Origin of the sequence: Streptomyces sp. NPDC058685 (assembly GCF_042714725.1) — a bacterium.
Taxonomy (GTDB): Bacteria; Actinomycetota; Actinomycetes; order Streptomycetales; family Streptomycetaceae; genus Streptomyces.
This window is the reverse complement of sequence record NZ_JBHXSL010000020.1, coordinates 63106-82119: the sequence shown is the minus strand read 5'-3', so window position 1 is coordinate 82119 and position 19014 is coordinate 63106. Positions and strand designations below refer to the sequence as shown.

At 71.1% G+C, this 19014-nt stretch carries 15 protein-coding genes; 8 read left to right on the top strand and 7 right to left on the bottom strand.

Annotation, left to right across the window (positions count from 1 at the left end; translation table 11 throughout):
• Positions 1–140 precede the first annotated feature (140 nt).
• Together ACFWU3_RS18630 and ACFWU3_RS18625 are read left to right on the top strand one after the other, a co-directional pair.
• Positions 141–2906, top strand: a complete 2766-nt coding sequence (locus ACFWU3_RS18630; protein WP_384438287.1) for an ABC transporter substrate-binding protein — start codon at positions 141–143, stop codon at positions 2904–2906.
• A gap of 54 nt (positions 2907–2960) precedes the next feature.
• Positions 2961–3770 (top strand): HAD family hydrolase, encoded by an 810-nt coding sequence (locus ACFWU3_RS18625; protein ID WP_384438284.1) that lies wholly within the window; start codon positions 2961–2963, stop codon positions 3768–3770.
• Between the two features lie 39 nt (positions 3771–3809).
• Here ACFWU3_RS18625 and ACFWU3_RS18620 read toward each other — a convergent pair whose 3' ends face one another.
• From ACFWU3_RS18620 to ACFWU3_RS18590, 7 genes are all read right to left on the bottom strand, one after another.
• Positions 3810–5225, bottom strand: coding sequence for an aminobutyraldehyde dehydrogenase (locus ACFWU3_RS18620; RefSeq protein WP_384438281.1), 1416 nt, complete (start codon positions 5223–5225; stop codon positions 3810–3812).
• Complete coding sequence (locus ACFWU3_RS18615) at positions 5218–6540, bottom strand: flavin monoamine oxidase family protein (protein ID WP_384438278.1); 1323 nt, start codon at positions 6538–6540, stop codon at positions 5218–5220. The genes ACFWU3_RS18620 and ACFWU3_RS18615 overlap by 8 nt, the downstream gene beginning before the upstream one ends.
• On the bottom strand, positions 6537–7676 hold the full coding sequence (locus ACFWU3_RS18610) for an ABC transporter ATP-binding protein (protein WP_384438275.1): 1140 nt from the start codon (positions 7674–7676) through the stop codon (positions 6537–6539). The genes ACFWU3_RS18615 and ACFWU3_RS18610 overlap by 4 nt, the downstream gene beginning before the upstream one ends.
• On the bottom strand, positions 7673–8614 hold the full coding sequence (locus ACFWU3_RS18605) for an ABC transporter permease (RefSeq protein WP_384438272.1): 942 nt from the start codon (positions 8612–8614) through the stop codon (positions 7673–7675). The genes ACFWU3_RS18610 and ACFWU3_RS18605 overlap by 4 nt, the downstream gene beginning before the upstream one ends.
• Positions 8611–9600, bottom strand: a complete 990-nt coding sequence (locus ACFWU3_RS18600; protein ID WP_384438269.1) for an ABC transporter permease — start codon at positions 9598–9600, stop codon at positions 8611–8613. Before ACFWU3_RS18600 ends, ACFWU3_RS18605 begins: the two co-directional genes overlap by 4 nt.
• Position 9601: 1 nt before the next feature.
• A complete protein-coding gene (locus ACFWU3_RS18595) occupies positions 9602–10741 on the bottom strand; it encodes a spermidine/putrescine ABC transporter substrate-binding protein (RefSeq protein WP_384438266.1) in 1140 nt (379 codons plus the stop codon).
• Positions 10742–10905: 164 nt separating this feature from the next.
• Entirely contained in the window at positions 10906–12198 is a 1293-nt protein-coding gene (locus ACFWU3_RS18590) for an aromatic ring-hydroxylating dioxygenase subunit alpha (protein WP_384438263.1), read from the bottom strand.
• 366 nt (positions 12199–12564) lie between these two features.
• Between ACFWU3_RS18590 and ACFWU3_RS18585 the strand changes: the two genes are divergently transcribed.
• Genes ACFWU3_RS18585 through ACFWU3_RS18560 form a run of 6 tightly spaced genes read left to right on the top strand, consistent with a single transcriptional unit; the run spans position 12565 to position 19014 of the window.
• Positions 12565–13050 carry a hypothetical protein gene (locus ACFWU3_RS18585; RefSeq protein WP_384438260.1) on the top strand — a complete coding sequence of 162 codons (486 nt, stop codon included), beginning with the start codon at positions 12565–12567 and terminating at the stop codon, positions 13048–13050.
• A complete protein-coding gene (locus ACFWU3_RS18580; protein ID WP_384438257.1) occupies positions 13047–14333 on the top strand; it encodes an NADH-ubiquinone oxidoreductase-F iron-sulfur binding region domain-containing protein in 1287 nt (428 codons plus the stop codon). Before ACFWU3_RS18585 ends, ACFWU3_RS18580 begins: the two co-directional genes overlap by 4 nt.
• The gene (locus ACFWU3_RS18575) at positions 14330–14521 is read left to right on the top strand and encodes a ferredoxin (protein ID WP_384438254.1); all 192 of its coding nucleotides are present in this window, start codon (positions 14330–14332) and stop codon (positions 14519–14521) included. Before ACFWU3_RS18580 ends, ACFWU3_RS18575 begins: the two co-directional genes overlap by 4 nt.
• A 1-nt stretch (position 14522) precedes the next feature.
• On the top strand, positions 14523–16583 hold the full coding sequence (locus ACFWU3_RS18570) for an acetate--CoA ligase family protein (protein ID WP_384438251.1): 2061 nt from the start codon (positions 14523–14525) through the stop codon (positions 16581–16583).
• A gap of 35 nt (positions 16584–16618) precedes the next feature.
• Positions 16619–17791, top strand: coding sequence for an acyl-CoA dehydrogenase family protein (locus ACFWU3_RS18565; RefSeq protein WP_384438248.1), 1173 nt, complete (start codon positions 16619–16621; stop codon positions 17789–17791).
• A gap of 53 nt (positions 17792–17844) precedes the next feature.
• A complete protein-coding gene (locus tag ACFWU3_RS18560) occupies positions 17845–19014 on the top strand; it encodes an acyl-CoA dehydrogenase family protein (RefSeq protein ID WP_384438245.1) in 1170 nt (389 codons plus the stop codon).

Here is a 19014-nt window from a genome sequence, read left to right as displayed (position 1 = left end):
GCAAACCTCCCGGCCCCGCCCCGCAGTTGGCACATGCTTGGCTCGGAGTTGTCCCACGCCGTGATCCAACTCCGTGCTTTCATACGGCAGTCAGCGGGAATGACTCATGTTCCTCGGGGGAACGGGAGAGGGGCCTGCTCATGTCGACGGGGGATCCACAGAACCGCATTCCGGCCTATCCGGGCGTCGAACGCTTCATCGACGCCTTCGACAAGCTGGTGGTGCAGCCGCGGCGCAGCCGCAGCAGAGTGCCGGTCGTCCTGCTCAGCGAGCCGGGCGACGGAAGTGCCGGGCGACGGATCGTCGCCGGACTGCGGTCCCGGATGCGGGGCCGCAGCGAAGTCCTCGCACCGCACGCGTACATTCCGCAGATCCCGGACGGGGCGGATCCGCCGCCGCTCGAACTCTTCGAGCATCTGACCCTTCAGCTCGCGGAGACGATGCCGCCCGGCACCGGCGAACTGCGGCTGCACAGCTACCGGTTGCTCCGTTCCGTCGTGACCGCCCCCGCCATCGAGGGCCTGATGGAACGACGCCACGCCGAACTGCGCAACCACTGCTACGCGGAGCACCGCAACTGGTCCCGTACCGCGCAGACTCTGTGGTGGCTCGGCGGCCGTGACCAGGCCAGCGGTGGCACGCTCCTCGAACTGCTGTGGAACTTCATCGCCGGCCCGCTCTTCCAGCGGCTGCCGCGCGCCCTCTACAGCTGGCGCGCCAACCGGCGCATGCTCGGCCGGGCCCGCAGCCGCAGCTGGTACGCGGAGTGGGTACGGCGCCAGCACGGCAGCCCGCCCACGGACTTCTTCCGCTCCGCCCTCGATCTCGTGCACGGTGAACCGGCCACGGAGCCGGAGCGGATGGACCGGGTGCTGATGCACGCCCTGCTCGCCGATCTCGACCAGGCGTGCCGTTCCCGGATGTTCAACCCCTGGCGGCGCAGGCGCACCACCCGTTTCGTGCTGCTCTTCGACGAGGCCGGTCCCGCCGACTCGCGCGTCCAGCGTTTCCTGCGCGAGTTGCGCTCCGCGATGGAGGATCTGCGCTGCACCTCGGTGTTCGCCGTCGCGGGCGGCGTGCGCTCGCTCGCCTCGCGAATCCCGGACATCGACGCCACCGGTCTCGCGCATGCCGGCGCGGAGCTGATCAACATCGAGCGGCGCGGGATGACGCCGGGGCAGCCGACGGGCATCGTCGTCCCGGTGACGGAGGTCCCCGAGGACGATCAGGCGGCGGTCTACTGGCTGGGCCGCTGGCCGACGCTGGTGACACCGTCGCCGCGCTGGGGGCCGGGAGCGGAGGTGGCCGGCGTTCTCGGGGTCGGCACCGTGGCGCTCGCGGTCGCGGCCGCCCTCGTCCTCGTACCGGATGTCCGGGGCGGCGACGACGACGATCCGTGCCAGGGCTCCACGTTCCTCGGCACGGACGGGCAGTGCGTGGGTGTCGCCGAGGGCGCGGCGGGCTTCGGCAGAGGGCCCAGCGAGCAGGCCGTACGGGCCGTGCTTCAGCAGATCGAGCGGCAGAACGGGGAGGTCGACACCGAGCTCGCGGGCAGGCGCGCCGACGACCGCCGGCCCGGCCGCCGTACCGTCGTCTACTTCGGGCCGCTCACCGGCGGCAAGGACGCCGAGGACCCCGTGCGCGGCGGCACCCTGGCCGAGCTGCGCGGAATCGCGCTGGCACAGCAGCACATCAACGCCCAGGCATTGCGGTCGGGCGAACGCGTACCGCTGCGAGTACTGGCCGCCAACGCCGGTGACCGGTTCAAGGACGCGCCCGCCGTCGCCGAGCGGATCGCGGAACTCGCGGCGCGGGACCCCTCCATCGCGGGTGTCGTCGGCTTCGGGCAGAGCCGGCGCAAGACGTACGACGCGATACGCGTTCTCGACAAGGCCGGCATCCCGATGGTCGGTACCTCGGGCACGGCCGACGAGCTTCTCCGTCAGGGCGAGCACTACTACCAGACGGCTCCCACCGATTCCCGGGCGGCGGAACTGATGGCCGTGTTCGCGAAGAGCGCCGCCATGACGGGCGGACGGACGGCGGCGAGGGTCAGCCTCGTCGCGGACGCGACCGACGCGTACAGCAACAGCCTCGCCGCTTCCTTCCGTTCCTCCTACGGTCCGGCCCGCACCGACGTGCTCCTCTACACACCGAACGACGCTCCGGAACCGGACCCCGTCCCTGGTGCCGTGAGCGGCCGGCCGGTGCCCACCGTGGAGGATCTGGCCCGTGAGGTCTGCCGTGCGGTCCAGAAGGAGCCGCGGACGGCGGTGGTGTGGTCGGCTCGCGCCAGTCAGTTCCAGTTGTTCCTGGCGGAGATCTCCCGGTTCTCCGGCGACTGCCCGAAGCTCAGCGTGCTCGGCGGTGACGACGTCACCAATGCCCTCACCGAACAGCAGCGCCCCTGGGACGACTTCAAGGGCCTCACCCTCTTCTACGCCTCGCACGGCTACGCGCCCACGCTGGCGAAGCAGAGCCCGGAGGCCGCGGCCTTCCTCGCCGCGTACGACCGTGCGTACAGCACCGACCGCACACCCAGCACCAAGGCGATGCGCGAGGACGGCCATGTGGCGCTCGCCTGGGACGCGTTGCGCTATCTCGCCGAAGGCATCGACCAGGCGTGGCGCACCACCGGCGGTCACGACGACCGCCTCGACCGCGGACTGCTCCAGGGGGTGCTCTACCAGGGCCTGGGCGGTGGCGGTTTCGACGGCGCGACCGGCCGGATAGACGCCCACGGCGCGGCGGGCGGTGGTCGGGTGACGGAGGACAAGCTCCTCGCGGTGCTGCGGGGCAGCAACGGGCAGCCGGCGACGGAGCTGCTGTGCGGCACGGTGACACGCGGCGACGTACGCCGGACGTGGGGCCCGAAGGGCAAGGAGTTTCCCTGTCCGCAGAGGTGACCGGTCACGGAGTGCAGGCGTGAGCCGGGAAGGGCGGCTCGGTAGCATCGGGCGATGAACCGTCCTCGGCTGATCGCCACCGACCTCGACGGCACGCTGCTCGGTCCCGGCGGCGTCCTGTCGCCGCGCACGCTGGGCGCCCTGCGGGCCGCCGTTTCCGCCGGTACGGAGGTCGTCTTCGTCACGGCCCGGCCGCCTCGATTCGTCGACATGCTCACCGCCGCGACCGGCCTGGTCGGCACGGCCGTGTGCAGCAACGGAGCCCTCGTCTACGACGTCGCCTCACGGATCGTCGTCGAGACACGGGTCCTGCCGCTGCCCACGGCCCGCCAGGTGGCCACGGCCCTGGCGGCGGCCGCTCCCGGGCTGGGTTTCGCCCTGGAGACCGGACACCACCTGCTGTACGAGCCGGGGTTCGGGCTGCGCTTCGAAGGGGCCGCCGATTTCGAGGTGGCGGTGGCGTCGCTGGTGGACCTGTGGCTGACGGAGGTGCCCGTCACCAAGCTGCTCGCCTGGTCGGCGCAGCTCGACGCCGACTTCCTGCTGGCCGCGGCGGAGGAGTCGGCGGGCGGGGTCGCGCAGTTCACGCACTCCGGCGGCCGCGGTCTGCTGGAGATCAGCGCACCCGGTGTGAGCAAGGCGAGCACGCTGTCCGCGCTGTGTGCCGTCCGTGGCATCGACGCGAGCGACGTCATCGCCTTCGGCGACATGCCGAACGACCTGGCGATCCTCCAGTGGGCGGGCACCGGCTACGCGATGGCCAATGCCCATCCGGCGGTACTGGCTGCGGTGGGGCGGCACACCGCGTCGAACGCGGACGACGGGGTGGCCGTCGTGCTGGAGGAGTTCTTCGGCCGGGGCTGACCGTACGTCGATGGCGGCTCGGCGGTGGCCCGGGCGCCGTCACAGCATCACGTGCTTGCCCTGCGTGTAGTCCAGCAGGCCGGACATCGACAGATCGCTGCCGTACCCGGAGTGCTTGACTCCCCCGTGCGGCATCTCGGACACCGTCGTGCCGTGGGTGTTCACCCAGACGATCCCCGTGTGCAGGGCCCGGGTTGCCCGCATGGCGCGCTCGTGGTCGGCGGTCCACACACTGGCGGCGAGTCCGAACCGTACGTCGTTGGCCAGGCGGAGCGCCTCGTCCTCGTCGGTGAAGCGCTGCACGGTGACGACCGGCCCGAAGATCTCCTCCTGCACGATCTCGTCGCTCTGGCGGACCCCGGCGATCACGGTGGCTTCGAGGAAGTGGCCGGGGCGCCGGAGGCGTGCGCCGCCGGTGACGATCTCGGCGTGGGCGGGGAGCCCGTTCAGCAGCCGTTCCACGGAGGCGAGCTGACCGGCGCTGTTGAGCGGTCCGAAGTCGGCTCCGGGGCGCTGTTTCGCGGCGTGCGCCGCGAGGGCGGTCACGAACGCGTCGTACACCCGGGTGTGCACGAGGAGCCGTGTCGGTGCCGTGCAGTCCTGGCCCGCGTTGTAGTACGCGACCGCGGCCAGCTCCGCGGCGGTGGCCTCGATGTCCACGTCGTCGTGCACGATCACGGGGGCGTTGCCGCCGAGCTCCAGGTGGACGCGTTTGAGGTCGGCGGCGGCTGCCGCGGCGATCTCGCGGCCCGCGCGGACGCTGCCCGTGACCGCGATCATCCGGACCTCGGGATGGGAGATGAGGGCCCGGCCGGTGTCCCGGTCGCCGCACAGGACGTTCAGTACGCCCGGCGGCAGGTGGTCAGCGGCGATCCGCGCCAGCAGCGCGACGGACGAGGGCGTGGTGTCGGCGGGCTTGAGCACGGTGGTGTTGCCCGCCGCCAGAGCGGGGGCGATCTTCCACGCGGCCATCATCAGCGGGTAGTTCCACGGGGTGATCTGGGCGCAGACACCGATCGGTTCGCGGCGCAGCAGGGAGGTGCGGCCCTCGGTGTACTCCCCCGCCGCGGCACCCGGCAGAGCGCGCGCGGCTCCCGCGAAGAAGCGGAACGCGTCGACGGTCGCCGGGAGTTCGTCGTCGCGGAACAGCTCGGCGGGCTTGCCCGTGTCCCCCACCTCCGCCGCCACCAGGTCGTCCGCGTGTGCCTCCATCGCGTCGGCGATGTGCAACAGGGCGCGCTGCCGTTCGCCCGGTGTGGTCACGGACCAGGTCTCGTACGCCGCCGCCGCCGCGGCGCAGGCCGCCTGGACATCGGCCGGTCCGGAGCGCGGGGCGCTGCGATGTGTCTCGCCACTGGCGGGGTCGACGAGTTGTGTCACCTCGCCGGACGCGGCGGGCAGGTCGGCGCCCCCGATGTGGTTGAGGATCTCGGAGTGCTTCTGGGTCTCAGCCACGCCGGAGTGCCTCCTTCGCTGCCGCACGGCCCGTGCGGACCGCGCCTTCCATGTAGCCGGCGACCCACTGGTCGGAACCGCAGACGTAGAACGGTGGTTCGTGGGTGGCGTGCAGAGGACCGACGCCCGTGACATCGCCCGGCGTCCACTGGGTGACATAACCCTGCGTCCAGGGGTCGGTGCCCCACAGGCGCAGATACGCGGCGACCGGTCGGTGGGCCTCGTCGCCGTAGAGACGGGCGATGTCGCCGAGCAGTTCGTGCTCGCGGGTGTGCGAGGGCATGCCGAGCAGGACGCCGTAGCGCTCCGGGGGGATCAGGGCGGAGAGGATTCCCTCGCTCTGCGGCCACGTGCTGCCGAGGACTCCTTCGCACTCGGACAGTCCGTTGAGGTCGCGGCCGCGCCAGAAGGGTTTGTCGTAGGCGGCGGTGAACTTGGCCGCGACCGCCTGGCGTTGACGATGCAGCGAGGCCATGCGCTCGTCGGAGACACCCGAGACGGTGACCGATCGGAGGGGGCCGACGGGAAGGGCGCTGACGACGGCCCCGGCGGTGAGGGTTTCCCCGCCGGCGAGACCGACCTCGACCCTGCCCGGTTCCACGGTGACGGACGCGACCGGTGCACCGAGGCGTATCCGCTCCCCCAGTGCCTCCGCCATGCGCAGGGCGACCGTCGCCGACCCTTCTGCGACACGCAGCCCTTCCCAGTCCTCGTAGTCGTAGTGGTCGCCGTCCCCGCTGCCGGGCACCGCGGCGTTCTTGCGCAGGGCGGCGAGCAGCGAGGTGCGTTCGTAGGAGCCGCTCGCGAGGGCGAGTTGGCCGATCTCCCACAGACGTACGACTCCGGGGGACGCCCCTTCGCCGCGCAGCCAGTCCGCGACGGAGAGCCGGTCCAGCGCGGCGGCTTCGGGGTGGGACCACGGGTCGTCGGGGTCGACGGTCCGGGCGAGGGCGGTGAAGGCGGCGGTGACCCGGCGGTGGCAGGTGTCGTCCCCGCCGGTGAACCAGTGCGGCGGGTCGCCCGCGGAGACGCCTTCCGGCGTGGCACGGGCCATGGCGCCCGGCTCGGCGACATAGCTGGGGGTCAGGGTGAGACCGAGTTCCGCGGCGAGGGCGAGGTACGCGGTGTGGGCGCGGCCGACCACTTCGCCGCCGAGCTGGACCAGCCGGCCGTCGGGCAGGCGGGTCTGTTCCACCCGGCCGCCGACGCGGTCGCGTGCCTCGACGACGAGGACGTCCGCTCCGCCGGCGGCGAGGTCGCGGGCCGCGGCGAGTCCGGCCAGCCCCGCGCCCAGGACGATGACGTCGTGGTTCATACGCGCTCCCTGGGTGCGGTGTTCTCGCGTCCGGCGTGACCGTCCAGCACGAGACAGTGCTCGGGCCTCCAGCCGATCTCGACGCTCTCGCCGCCGCTCCAGCGGTCCTCCATACGGGAGCGGTCGGTGTTCTGTTCCAGGACGGAGACGGTGATGCCGGGGGCGAGTTCGATGAGATAGGTGGTGGTGGGGCCGGAGTAAACGGTTTCCCGGATGACGCCGTTCACCATGGCCATGTCGGGGGTGAAGTCGGAGAGCCAGATCTTCTCGGGCCGGATGGAGAGACTGACGTTGCTGCCCTCGGTCACTCCGCTGCGGCTGCCGACGGGCAGCGACGGGCCCTTGTCGACGACGACGGAGCCGGAACGGTACGTGCCGGGAACCAGGTTGGACGTCCCCATGAAGGAGGCCACGAAGGTGCTCGCCGGGTGTTCGTAGACGTCCTCAGGAGTGCCGCACTGCTCGACGTGCCCCTCGTTCATCACGGCCACCCGGTCGGACATGGTCAGCGCCTCGTCCTGGTCGTGGGTGACGAAGACGAAGGTGATGCCGATCTCGCGCTGGATCTGCTTGAGCTCGACCTGCATCCGGCGGCGGAGTTTGAGGTCGAGCGCCGCCAGCGGCTCGTCGAGCAGCAGGACCTGGGGCCGGTTGACGAGGGCACGGGCCAGGGCGACGCGCTGGCGCTGACCGCCGGAGAGGGTGCGGGGTTTGCGGTCGGCGAGGGAGCCGAGCTGCACGCGGTCGAGCATGTTGCCGACGCGCTCGCGGATCTCCTTCCGGCCGACGCCCTTGCGCTTGAGGCCGAAGGCCACGTTGTCGGCGACCGAGAGGTGGTCGAAGAGCGCGTAGCTCTGGAAGACGGTGTTGACGTTGCGCTGGTTGGGCGGGAGGCAGGTGACGTCCTCGCCGCCGAGCAGGATGGTGCCGTCGGTGGGATCGGTGAAGCCGCCGATCATCCGCAGCGAGGTGGTCTTGCCGCAGCCGGAGGGGCCGAGGAGCGAGAAGAACTCGCCCGCCCCGATGTCGAGGGAGAGTTCGTGCACGGCGAACGAGCCTGCGTAGCTCTTGCTGACGCCGTCGAGGCGGACTGCGGGCGAGGTGTCCGCGGAGGTCGTGGATGTCACGGCTGTCACTTCCCGGAGAGCAGATCGAGGCCGCCGCGGCGGCCGAACAGGCGCGGGATCGTCAGCGCCAGGACGATGAGGCCGACGGAGCCGGCCAGCATGAGGGTCCCGACGGCGTTGATGGTGGGCTGCACACCGAACCGGATCGCCGAGTAGATGCGTACGGACAGCGGCTGGGGCTCCACGCCGGTGGTGAAGTAGGCGAGGACGAAGTCGTCGAAGACGAGGGCGAAGATGAGGACCGCCGAGGCCAGGATGCTGGGCAGCAGGGCGGGCAGCGTGACCAGCCGGAGCGACTGCCAGCGGGTGGCGCCGAGGTCCATCGCGGCTTCCTCCACCTCCGGGTTGAGTGCCGCGATCCGGGAGCGGAGGATCACGGTCACATAGGAGATGGAGAAGGTGATCTCCGCGAGCATCACGGTGCCGGTGGACAGGGTGATGCCCATGCCCTTGAAGAGCAGCATCGCCGCGACACCGGTGACGATCTCCGGGGTGATCAGCGGGACGAGCATGACCAGTCCGGCGAGGGAACCGAGACGGCTGCGGCAGCGGACCAGACCGAGGGCCAGGGCGACGCCGAGGATCAGCGATCCCACCATCGCGACCAGGGCCACCTGGAGGCTCATCCCGAGTGACGACAGCAGGACGTCGTCCCGGAAGAACGCCGAGTACCAGCGGAGGCTGAAGTCCTCGAAGACGGTCAGGGACTTCTGGGAGTTGAAGGAGAAGAGGACGACGACGCCGATGGGGAGGTAGAGGAGGAGGAAGAACAGCGCCGTGACGGCGATCGCGAAGCGGGGCCTGCGGTCGGTGCCTCGGCGGTGCCGGGTGCGGGAGGAGTGGCCCGGACGGGAGGCGGCGGACCTGCCCGCGCCGCGCGGTGTGGTGTCGGCGGCGGTGCGGGGGCTCGGCCGGCGCACCGGGTGGAGGGCGGGACGCAGGGTCATCGGACCGCCTCCGCCTCGTCCTTGCGGGTACGGCGCAGGTAGCCGATCATCCCGACGAACAGGACCGCCATCATCAGCATGGTGAGTGCCGAGCCGAGCGGCCAGTTCTGGCCCTGGAAGAACTTGTCCTGGATCAGGTTGCCGATCATGATCTGGTCGGGCCCTCCCATCAGTTGGGCGCTCACGAAGTCGCCCATGGCGGGCAGGAAGACAAGGACGCAGCCGGCTGCCGCCCCTTGCCGGGTGGCGGGCAGGGTGACGAAGAAGAAGGTCCGCAAGGGGCCGCCGTACAGATCGCGTCCCGCTTCGATGAGGGAGACGTCCATGCGTTCCAGCGCCGCGTACAGCGGGATGATCATGAACACGATGAAGCCGTAGACGAGTCCGGCGACGACTCCGGGGCCCGTCTGGAGGATCTTGGTGTCCCCGTCCGCGAGGCCCATGGCGCGCAGCGCTCGGAGCAGCGGTCCGTCGTCGGACAGGACGACGGACCAGCCGTACATCCGCACCAGGTAGTTGGCGAAGAACGGCACGACGATGGCGGCGATCAGGAGGTTCTTGTAGCGGCCGCCGTGCAGGGCGATGGCGTAGGCGACGGGATAGGCCACCAGGAGGCAGATCGCGCAGGTGAGCAGTGCGTAGCCGAGGGAGCGGAGCAGCACCGCACGGTAGGCCGGGTCGGCCATCGCCGCGATGTTGTCGAAGTTGAGACCGAACTGCGGGTTGCCGAGCGGATCGGTGGTGCCGAACGCGAGCGCGGCGACCAGCACGAGCGAGGCGATGAGGAAGCCGGTCATCCAGAGGGTGCCGGGAATCATCAGCCAGGTCCACAGCCGGGTGCCGGCGGCGGAGGAGCCGGGGCGGGGCCGGGACCTCCCGCGGTCGGGACGGGACGGGGGCTTCGCACCGTCGGCAGGGGACGCGGGCTTCCGGTGGTCGGGCGGATCCAGGGGATTCCCGCCGTCGGGTGGGGTGCGTAGTGCCATGTCAGCCGGCCTTCACATGGGTCCAGGCGGTGTCGCGGGCGCGTTCGCCCTTCGAGCTGCCGTTGCGGAAGAAGAGTTCGTCCTTGAGGTCGTCTGCGCCGACCAGGCACTGCGGGAAGGGCTCCACCAGGGCGGCGTAGGTGTCCTCGCTGCCGCCGACCGGCATCGGGTAGCCGATGTACTCGATGTTTCTCTTCACGTTCTCCGGGCGGAGCATGTAGTCGATGAAGAGCATCGCCGTGCCGGGGTGCCGTGCGTCGGACGGGATGGCGTAGCAGTCGGAGTTGACGGGGGCGCCTTCCTTCGCGACCTCGAAGCCCAGCACGGACGGGTCCTTGGCCTGCCCGAGCATGGCCGCCATGTCGCCGCTCCACGCCTGGGTCATCACCGCGTTGCCGTTGAGCAGGTTGTTGTAGCTGTCGCTGGAGAAGCCCCGCAGATGGGGCCGGAGCGACTGAAGGGTGTCGGTGATGCGGTCCAGGTCGCTCTCGTCGGCGGTGCTGACGTCGAGGCCGAGCTTGAGCGCGCCCAGGCCGAGTACCTCGTCACGGTCGTCCAGCACGAAGACCTTGCCCTTGGCGCGCCGGTTCCACAGGTCGTCCCAGGAGCCGGTGAGCTCGCCGACGCGGTCCTTCCGCCAGCCGATCCCCGTCTTGTACATGGTGAACGGGACGGTGTGGGCGGAGTGGGCGTCGTACCAGGGGTCGGCGAAGTAGTCGTACGTGCCGAAGACGGACTCGGCGTTCTTCAGCCGGGTGTGGTCGATCCGGCGCAGCCGGCGGCCCGCGGTCAGCCGCTGGGCCCACTTGGCCGTCGGAAAGATCAGGTCGTAGCGGTTTCCCGCGTTGAGCTTGGCGGCCATGCCCTCCATCGAGTCGAAGTTCGACTGGATGACCTTGACGCCGTACTCCTTCTCGAACCCTTTGAAGACGGCCGGATCGACGAAGTCGGCCCAGTTGAAATAGATCAGGTTCCCGTCGACGCGCACATCGATCGGGGCGTCGGGATCGCCGTGGGCGTTCGGATCCTCGGGCAGGAAGCCGCAGCCGGCTGTCGCTGCACCGAGTCCCAGGCCGAGAGCCGCGCCGGTGCTGGTGCGGAGGAAGGAGCGGCGGGACGGTGGGAGTGCCTCGGGGGACATCGACGGTCCTCTCCGTGGGGTCCGTGGACGGACGAACAGTGCTCAGGGCGCGGTCACGGACGCACGGATGCCTGACTCCGTGCTCGACCTGGGAGCCGCCGGACGGTGTGGGGTGCACCGCCGCCGCGGTTCCGGTTTCTCCTGCCTGGCCGCCGGGTGTCGGCTCAGGGCGTCGGAGCGTTGCGGGGGCTGTCCGGGCCGGAGGCGCCGTCGACTCGGTCATGGGGGCCGCCGGCGAGCCGGCCACCGATGCTGCCGTCGAGCCGTCCGCCGGCGGCGCCGCCGAATCCTTCGCCGGTGCTGCCGTCGAGGTCTTCGCGGACGCGTCCGGCGAACCAGCCGACCGCCGCCTCGCGGCGGGACAGCGGTCCGGGCTCGAAGCCCGGCGTGGTCAGTCCCTTCTGCACCCTGGCCACCAGCTCGGCGTCCTCGTCGTTGGTGATCCAGCCGATGTGGATGTTGAGCCGCCGGGCGAGGCGGGTGCGCAGTCCGGTGCCCCGCCGGGTGTAGAAGGCGCCGGGCACGGCCACCTGGTCCACCGCCGTGGGGATCGCGGTCCAGGCAAGCACATGGTCGGGGTAGAAGTCGATGAGTGTGTTGGGGTAGATCACGGCGTACCGCCACACCCTGCGGTCGGCCTCGGCGAGACCGGGCATCGGGGCGGCGATCCGCTGGTAGAGACGTTCCGCCCAGTTCGAGGACGGCTTGTCGCGCAGCGGTGAGGCGAAGAGTGCGTAGGACTCCTCGATCTCGCAGGTGTAGCCCTGGTAGTCGAGAAGGCGCATCAGGCCCGGGTGGGCCACGGGTACGTGGTAACCCTCCAGGTAGTTGTCGACGGCGACTTTCCAGTTGGCGTTCTGGACCTCGGCGCCTTCCAGATCATGGATACGGCTGCGGCCCACGGGCACCAGGTCGGTGCCCGCGTAGTGGCCGACCGCTTCGGCGAGGCCGGCGCACTGTTTGGCCAGCGGCACGGCGTCCCGGTCGAGGTTGACGAAGACGAAGCCGAGGAACGACTCGACAGCGACGGAGTGGAGGCCGAGCTTGGGCTTGTCCAGGCACGGGATCTGGCGTGCCTCGGGGGCTCCGACAAGGCGTCCGTCGAGCTTGTAGGTCCAGCCGTGGTACGGGCAGCGGATGGCTTTGCCACTGGGCTCGGGGGCCGTGACCAGCCGTGTTCCGCGGTGCCGGCAGACGTTGAGATGGGCGGCGAGTGAGCCGTCCTCGGTCCTCACCACGAGGACTTCGCGTCCGGCGACGGACGCGGCGAGACGGGCGCCCGGTCCGGGCAGATCGGATTCATGACACGCGAGCTGCCAGGACCTGGCGAAGATGCTCCGGGTCTCGGCGGCTGCCGTCTCGGGATCCGTGTAGTAGCGGGCCGACAGCGCCTGACCCGGGCTTTCCTGGGTCTGGCGGGTCGGCGGTGTCATGGTGACGGGAATGTCGGGCTGCATCGGCTGTCTCCTCCATGCCACAGGTGCGGCGATCGGTTGTTGAGGCGGCCCACAGGCGGTCAGTGGGCCGGGGCGGGGGACGCCGGAACCGCACTAACTAATTGGTCAGTCAGGTTGCTGGCGGGTTTCCGCAAAGTCAAGGCTTGCGGACTGACTAATTGATTAGTTAGTTTAGTCGGTGTCGCCGGATCCGGCATGTCACCGGCCCTCGCAGCGACCGCCCGGTGGCGCACCGGGCCCCTACCACCGGAGTCGCACGGCGTTCTCGCCCTGCACCGAGCCCCACGGACAGCACCTCGTCCCCGAGGCTCCCCGCCGCCCGGTCACGCCGGGCCGGCTTCCCTTCCCTCTCCCCCGGAGGCACGCATGAGCGGTCGTCGGAGTCTGGTCTGGCTCGGGCTCACCCCCGAACCCGAACGGGAACTGCCCCGCAGCGTGGCTGCCCTGCGCGCTCCCCGGCGCGATACGGCCGCCGTACCGCCGGAGCTGGCGGACGCCGAGCACCGCAGGGTGCAGCGCCTGATCCTGCGCGGCACCCGCCGCAGCTGGCTGCGCTACCTGGCCGAGGTCACCCATCTGGTGACCGCCGTCGCCGACGGCTCCCGGCCCGGCGACCGGCGTGCGGCACTGCTCGCGGGCGAGGTCGTGCTCGACCACCACCACATGCTCATCGGTCTCCCCGGTCCCGGCTACGACAGCACGGCCGCGGATCGCCGTGCGCTGGAGGAAGCGGTTCGGGCCCTGCGGACCGGCACCACGGCCGGGACCGACAGCACCGGCGCCGGCACCGGCATACCGGCGTCCGTCACCGGCGCGGAGACCACGCACGGCACAGCAAGGGGACGCGCATGACAGCGACGACCATCCTCTCCCTGATGGCGGAGCTTTCGGGCACCGTGCTCGGAACAGCGCCCCACACGGCCGAGAGCATCGACGACTACCTGTCCGCGGGCGGCTGTCAGGAGCTCGCCCAACCGGACCGGCTGCTGGAGCACATCGCCGACTCGGGTCTTCGCGGCCGCGGCGGCGCCGGCTTTCCGGCCGCCGTGAAGCTCCGCGCCGTCCGGGACGGCGGCGCACCCCCGGTCGTGGTCGCCAACGGCGAAGAAGGCGAACCCGGCTCGGTCAAGGACCGCTGGCTGCTGCGTGCCAGGCCCCACCTCGTCCTCGACGGTCTGGCTCACGCCGCCGCGATCACCGGAGCCACCCGCGGTTGCGTCTATCTCTCCGACCCCGTGGCAGGTGACGCCGTGCGGCGGGCGCTCGCCGAACACGAGCAGCCCCTGCCCATCGAGATCGTCGAGACCCCGCACACCTACGTCGCCGGCGAGGAGAGCGCGGTCGTCCGCAGGATCAACGGCGGCCCCGCGCTGCCCACCGCGAAGCCGCCGCGCCCCTTCGAGCGCGGCGTCGAGGACCGGCCGACCCTGGTCTCCAACGTCGAGACCCTCGCCCGGATCGCACTCATCGCGTCCCGGCCCGACGTACGACGGCGCACGGCAGGCTCCACCCTCGTTTCACTCTCCGGCGGCGACAGTGCCGCCATGCTCGCCGAGGTCCCCTACGGCACCACCCTCCGCAGCCTCGCCACCCTCCAGGGCACGCACGAGGCGTCGGGGGCACTGATGGGCGGACTGTTCGGCGGCCTGGTCGGTGCCGCTTCCCTCGATCTGCCGCTGGATCCCGAAGTACTCACCGCCGCGCGGACCGCGGTGGGCTGCGGCGCGATCCGCTTCCTCGGCGCCGGTGAGTGCCCGGTCTCCCTCGCCTCCGATGCCGTGGGCCATCTCGCTGCCGAGAGCGCCCGGCAGTGCGGCGTCTGTGTGGCCGGTACCGGATCGATCCGCGACACCCTGCACGCGCTGCACCTCGGCACAGCCGCTCCCGACGCCCTCACCAAACTGCTCCGCTGGTCGGAGGGACTGCCAGGACGCGGAGCCTGCGGCCTGCTCGACGCGGCCGCCGGCAACGCGGGCAGCCTCCTGCGCGCCTTCCCCGACGTCACGCGTGCCCACCTCGACTCCCCCTGCCCGTCCTGCGCCGCCGCCCCCCGCGGCCGCGGTCTCTCGGTACCCGTACCGGAGATCGCCCCCTCCCCTGCCACGCCCGTGCCCGCGCTGAAAGGAACACCGTGAAACTCCTCCTCGACTCCACGCTCTGCCAGGGCTACGGGCTCTGCCAGGAAGAAGCCGCCGACCTCGTCGAGCTCGACGAGTGGGGCTACGCCGCGGTCATCGCTGTCCCGGTGCCCTCCGGCCGCGAGGATGCCGCCCGTGTCTGCGCCCAAGCCTGTCCCAACGCCGCCCTTCGCCTGGAGAAGTGACATGGCACGTGATCTGAGCGCCCTCTTCGATCCCAAGTCGGTCGCCGTCGTCGGCGCCAGCGACGATCCGGCGAAGTACGGCCACTCCGTCGCCGCACAGGCACTGCGTGCCCCCGACAGGCGGCCGGTCCATCTGGTCAACCGCCGCGGCGGCACCGTCCTCGGCCGCAAGGCGGCCACCAGCCTCCTCGAGATCGGCGAGCCCGTCGACCTGGTGGTGATATCCGTACCCGGCCCCGGCTTCGAGGCCGCCGTCGACGACGCACTCGCCTGCGGGGCCCGCGCCATCGTCGGCATCACCGCGGGCTTCGCCGAGACCGGCCCCGCCGGCCTCGCGCGCCAACAGGCCGTCGCCGCCCGTGTGCACGAAGCGGGAGCCGTGCTCGTCGGGCCCAACTGCCTGGGGATCGCGGACAACACGACCGAGCTGTACCTGGCCTCCGACAGCTTCGCCCCCGGCGGGATCGCCCTGCTGAGCCAGAGCGGCAACCTCGCACTGGAGCTCCAGATCCGGTGCGCCCCGCACGGACTGGGATTCTCCCGCTTCGTCTCCCTGGGCAACCAGGCCGACGTCACGCTGGTCGACCTGGTCGAGGACTGCGCCCGGCACGACGCCACATCGGCCATCGGCGTGTACGCGGAGGACTTCGGCGACGGCCGCGCCTTCGCGCGGGCTGCGGCAGCGGCGGGCAAGCCCGTCGTCCTGCTCACCGCGGGTCGCGGTACCGCGTCCGCCCGCAGCGCGCAGTCGCACACCGGCGCCCTGACCTCGTCGTCCGACGTGGTGGCCGCCGCCTGCCGGGACGCCGGGGTCCACCTGGTCACCACACCACGCGAGATGACCGTGGTGCTGGCGGCGCTGCACTCCGACTCCCGCGGCAGGGGCGTACGCACCGCCGTGCTCACGGACGGCGGCGGTCACGGTGTCATCGCCGCCGACGCCGCCGAGACATCGGGACTCGACGTCCCCGAGCTGACCGGCGGCACACAGGAACAGCTCAAGGAGCTGCTGTGGGAGCAGTCGGCCGTCGGCAACCCGGTCGACCTGGCCGGCATGGGCGAGCAGAACCCGCTCTCGTACGCCACGACCGTCGGTGGACTCCTCGACGCCGACGAGGTCGACACCGTCCTGCTGACCGGGTACTTCGGCGGCTACGCGGCCTCGGGCGGCGGACTCGGCGGCGGGGGCGCCGCGCTCGGGGCCGGTGAGGCACAGGCGGCGCAGGGGATCGTCACCCGCTGGCGGGCGAACCCCAAGCCCCTGGTCGTCCAGTCGATGTATCCGCAGTCGCCGAGCTGCCGGACACTGGCCGAGGCCGGGATACCGGTCTTCGCCGCAACCGAGGACGCCGCCCGAGCGCTGGCGGCGATGACGGTGCGTCCCGTCGGCGGCCCACCAGAGGTGGCACCGCTGCCGCCGGCCGCGCCGCCGGCGGCGGACGCCGGGTACTACGGCATCCGGTCGCTTCTCTCCGCGGCAGGTGTGCCCTTCCCCGCATCGCGCGAGATCACGGACGAGCCTCAACTCCTCGCGGCAGCCGACGCGTTCCCGGGCCCGTACGTCCTGAAGGCCCTGCACGTCCTGCACAAGTCCGACGCGGGCGGGGTGGCGCTGCGGCTTCACGACAAGGCCGCGCTGCTCGCCGCGTTCCGGGAGATGGACGCCCGACTGGGCGCGGCCGCCTACTCGGTCGAGGCGATGGCCGATCTCTCCGACGGCGTCGAGCTGATCGTGGGCGTCAACCGCGACCCCCGGTTCGGGCCCGTCGCGATGGTCGGGCTCGGCGGGATCTTCACCGAGATCTTCCACGACGTCGCCTTCTCCCTGGCACCGGTACCCGCGGAACGCGCCGAGGCGCTGCTGAGGTGCCTCAGGACGGCCGCGCTGCTCTCCGGCGTCCGCGGCCGGCCGGCCGTCGACATCTCCGCGGCGGCAGCCGTCATCGAGCGGATCACCACGGTCGCCGCCGCACACCCCGAGATCGCCGAACTCGAGGTCAACCCCCTGCTGGTCCGCCCGGACGGCGTGCTCGCCCTCGACGCCCGAGCCGTACTCGCCTGACCTCCCGCACCCCACCCCTCCCGGAGGACACCACCATGGAGTTCCGCTACACCCCCGAACAGGCCGATCTCAAGGCCCGGTCCGCCGCCTACTCCCGGCTGCTGATGCGGTACGAGGACCAGTCCGAGCAGGCCGGCGGACCGCTGCCCGTCGAGACCGTCCGCGAACTGACCCGTGCCGCCATCGACGCCGGCGTCTACGCGATCAACATGCCCGCCGCATGGGGCGGTGCGGGACTGTCCCTCCTCGATCAGGTCATCGTCGAGGAGGAGTTCGGGAAGGTCACCAACTGCCTGTGGGACATTCCCTGGCGGCCTGCCAACGTCCTCGCCTACGGCACCGAGGCACAGCGGGAGAAGTACCTGCTCCCCGTGATCCGCGGTGAGCGCTTCGACGCGTTCGCGGTGACCGAACCGGGAGCCGGCTCGGACCCGGGCTCGGGCACCAGCACCGCGGACCGTACCGATGGCGGCTGGCTGCTCAACGGCGAGAAGTGGTTCGTGACCTGCGGCGACATCGCGGACTTCCTTCTGGTCCAGGCGGACGCGGGTCCCGACCGTGCGCCCACGCTCTTCTTCGTGGACAAGCAGGCGCCGGGGGTGAAGATGACGCGGGTGCCGCGCTTCATGCACTCCGCGGTCAACGGCCACCCCGAGTTCGTCTTCACCGATGTCTTCGTCCCGGACGAGGACGTGCTCGGCGGGGTGGGCAACGGCTACGACCTGACCAAGGAGTGGTTCACCGACGAGCGGCTGATGATCGCGGCGCGGACGACGGGCGCGGCGGAGCGTGCGCTCGAACTGGCCCGTGACTGGGCCGTCGAGCGACGCCAGTTCGGCTCCCGCATCGCCGACTTCCAGCTCATCCAGGGCATGCTCGCCGACTGCGCCGTCGACATCGCGGTCTGCCGTGCGTACACGCACCAGGTGGCCTGGGAGGCCGACCAGCCGCTCACCGACCGCAAGACGCTGCACGCCAAGGCGTCGACGGCGAAGCTCGCGGCGAGCGAAGCGGCGGGACGTGTCATCGACCGCTGCGTCCAGATCTTCGGCGGACGCGGCTACGACCGCTCCTACCCCGTCGAACGCCTCTACCGCGAACTGCGCGTCGACCGCATCTGGGAAGGCACCTCCGAGATCCAGCGCCTCATCATCGCCAACGAGCTGATCAAGCGCGGGACCCAGGCTCTCGCCCTGCCCCTGCACTGACGCCCCCTGCTTCTGCCCGCGTACGCACCGACCGCCGAACACAGAGGAACACCATGGACTTCCGTCTCACCGCCCGTCAGGAGGAGCTCAGGAGCTCCGCGCGAGGGCTCACCGAGTTCATCATGAAGTACGAGCTCGACTGCGAGGAGAACAACGGCCTGCCCGCGCAGGCCCACGCGGAGATCCGCGACGCCGTGCTGGACAGCGGGCTCCAGGCGGTCAACATGCCGGCGGAGTGGGGCGGTGCCGGGCTCTCGATCCTGGAGCAGGCCACCGTGCAGGAGGAGCTCGGCCGGCTCACCGGTGCCCTGTGGGACATGGTGTGGCGGCCCGCCAACGCGCTGCGTTTCTGCACGCCCGAGCAGCGCGAGCGCTACCTCGTGCCGGTGATCCGGGGGCAGCGCCGCGACTGCTACGCGGTGACCGAGCCGGAGGCCGGTTCCGACCCGCAGAATCTCAGGACGACGGCGACGCGCACCGCGGACGGCTGGGTGCTGAACGGCGAGAAGTGGTTCGTCACGGTCGGCGACCACGCGGACTTCATCATCGTGCTGGCCGCTGCCGGTGAGGACGGCGCTCCGACGCTCTTCCTCGTCGACAAGGACACACCGGGCGTCGAGATGACGCGGGTGCCGCGCTTCATGCACACCTTCGTCTACGAGCACCCCGAGTTCACCTTCACCGATGTCCGCGTCCGCGAGGACGCCGTGCTCGGTGGCATCGGCGAGGGGTACGACATCACCCGGTCCTGGTTCACCGAGGAACGGCTGATGATCGCGGCGCGGACGACGGGCGCGGCGGAGCGTGCGCTCGAACTGGCCCGTGACTGGGCCGTCGAGCGACGCCAGTTCGGCTCCCGCATCGCCGACTTCCAGCTCATCCAGGGCATGCTCGCCGACTGCGCCGTCGACATCGCCGTCAACCGCGCCTACACGCACCAGGTGGCCTGGGAGGTGGACCAGGGTCTGGCGGACCGCAAGACGCTGCACGCCAAGGCGGCCATCGCCAAACTGTCGGCCAGTGAGGCGGCGGGACGCGTCATCGACCGCTGCGTCCAGATCTTCGGCGGACGCGGCTACGACCGCTCCTACCCCGTCGAACGCCTCTACCGCGAACTGCGCGTCGACCGCATCTGGGAGGGCACCTCCGAGATCCAGCGCCTCATCATCGCCGGCGAACTCATCAAGCGCGGTACGGGCGTTCTCCAGATCCCGTCCGCCTGA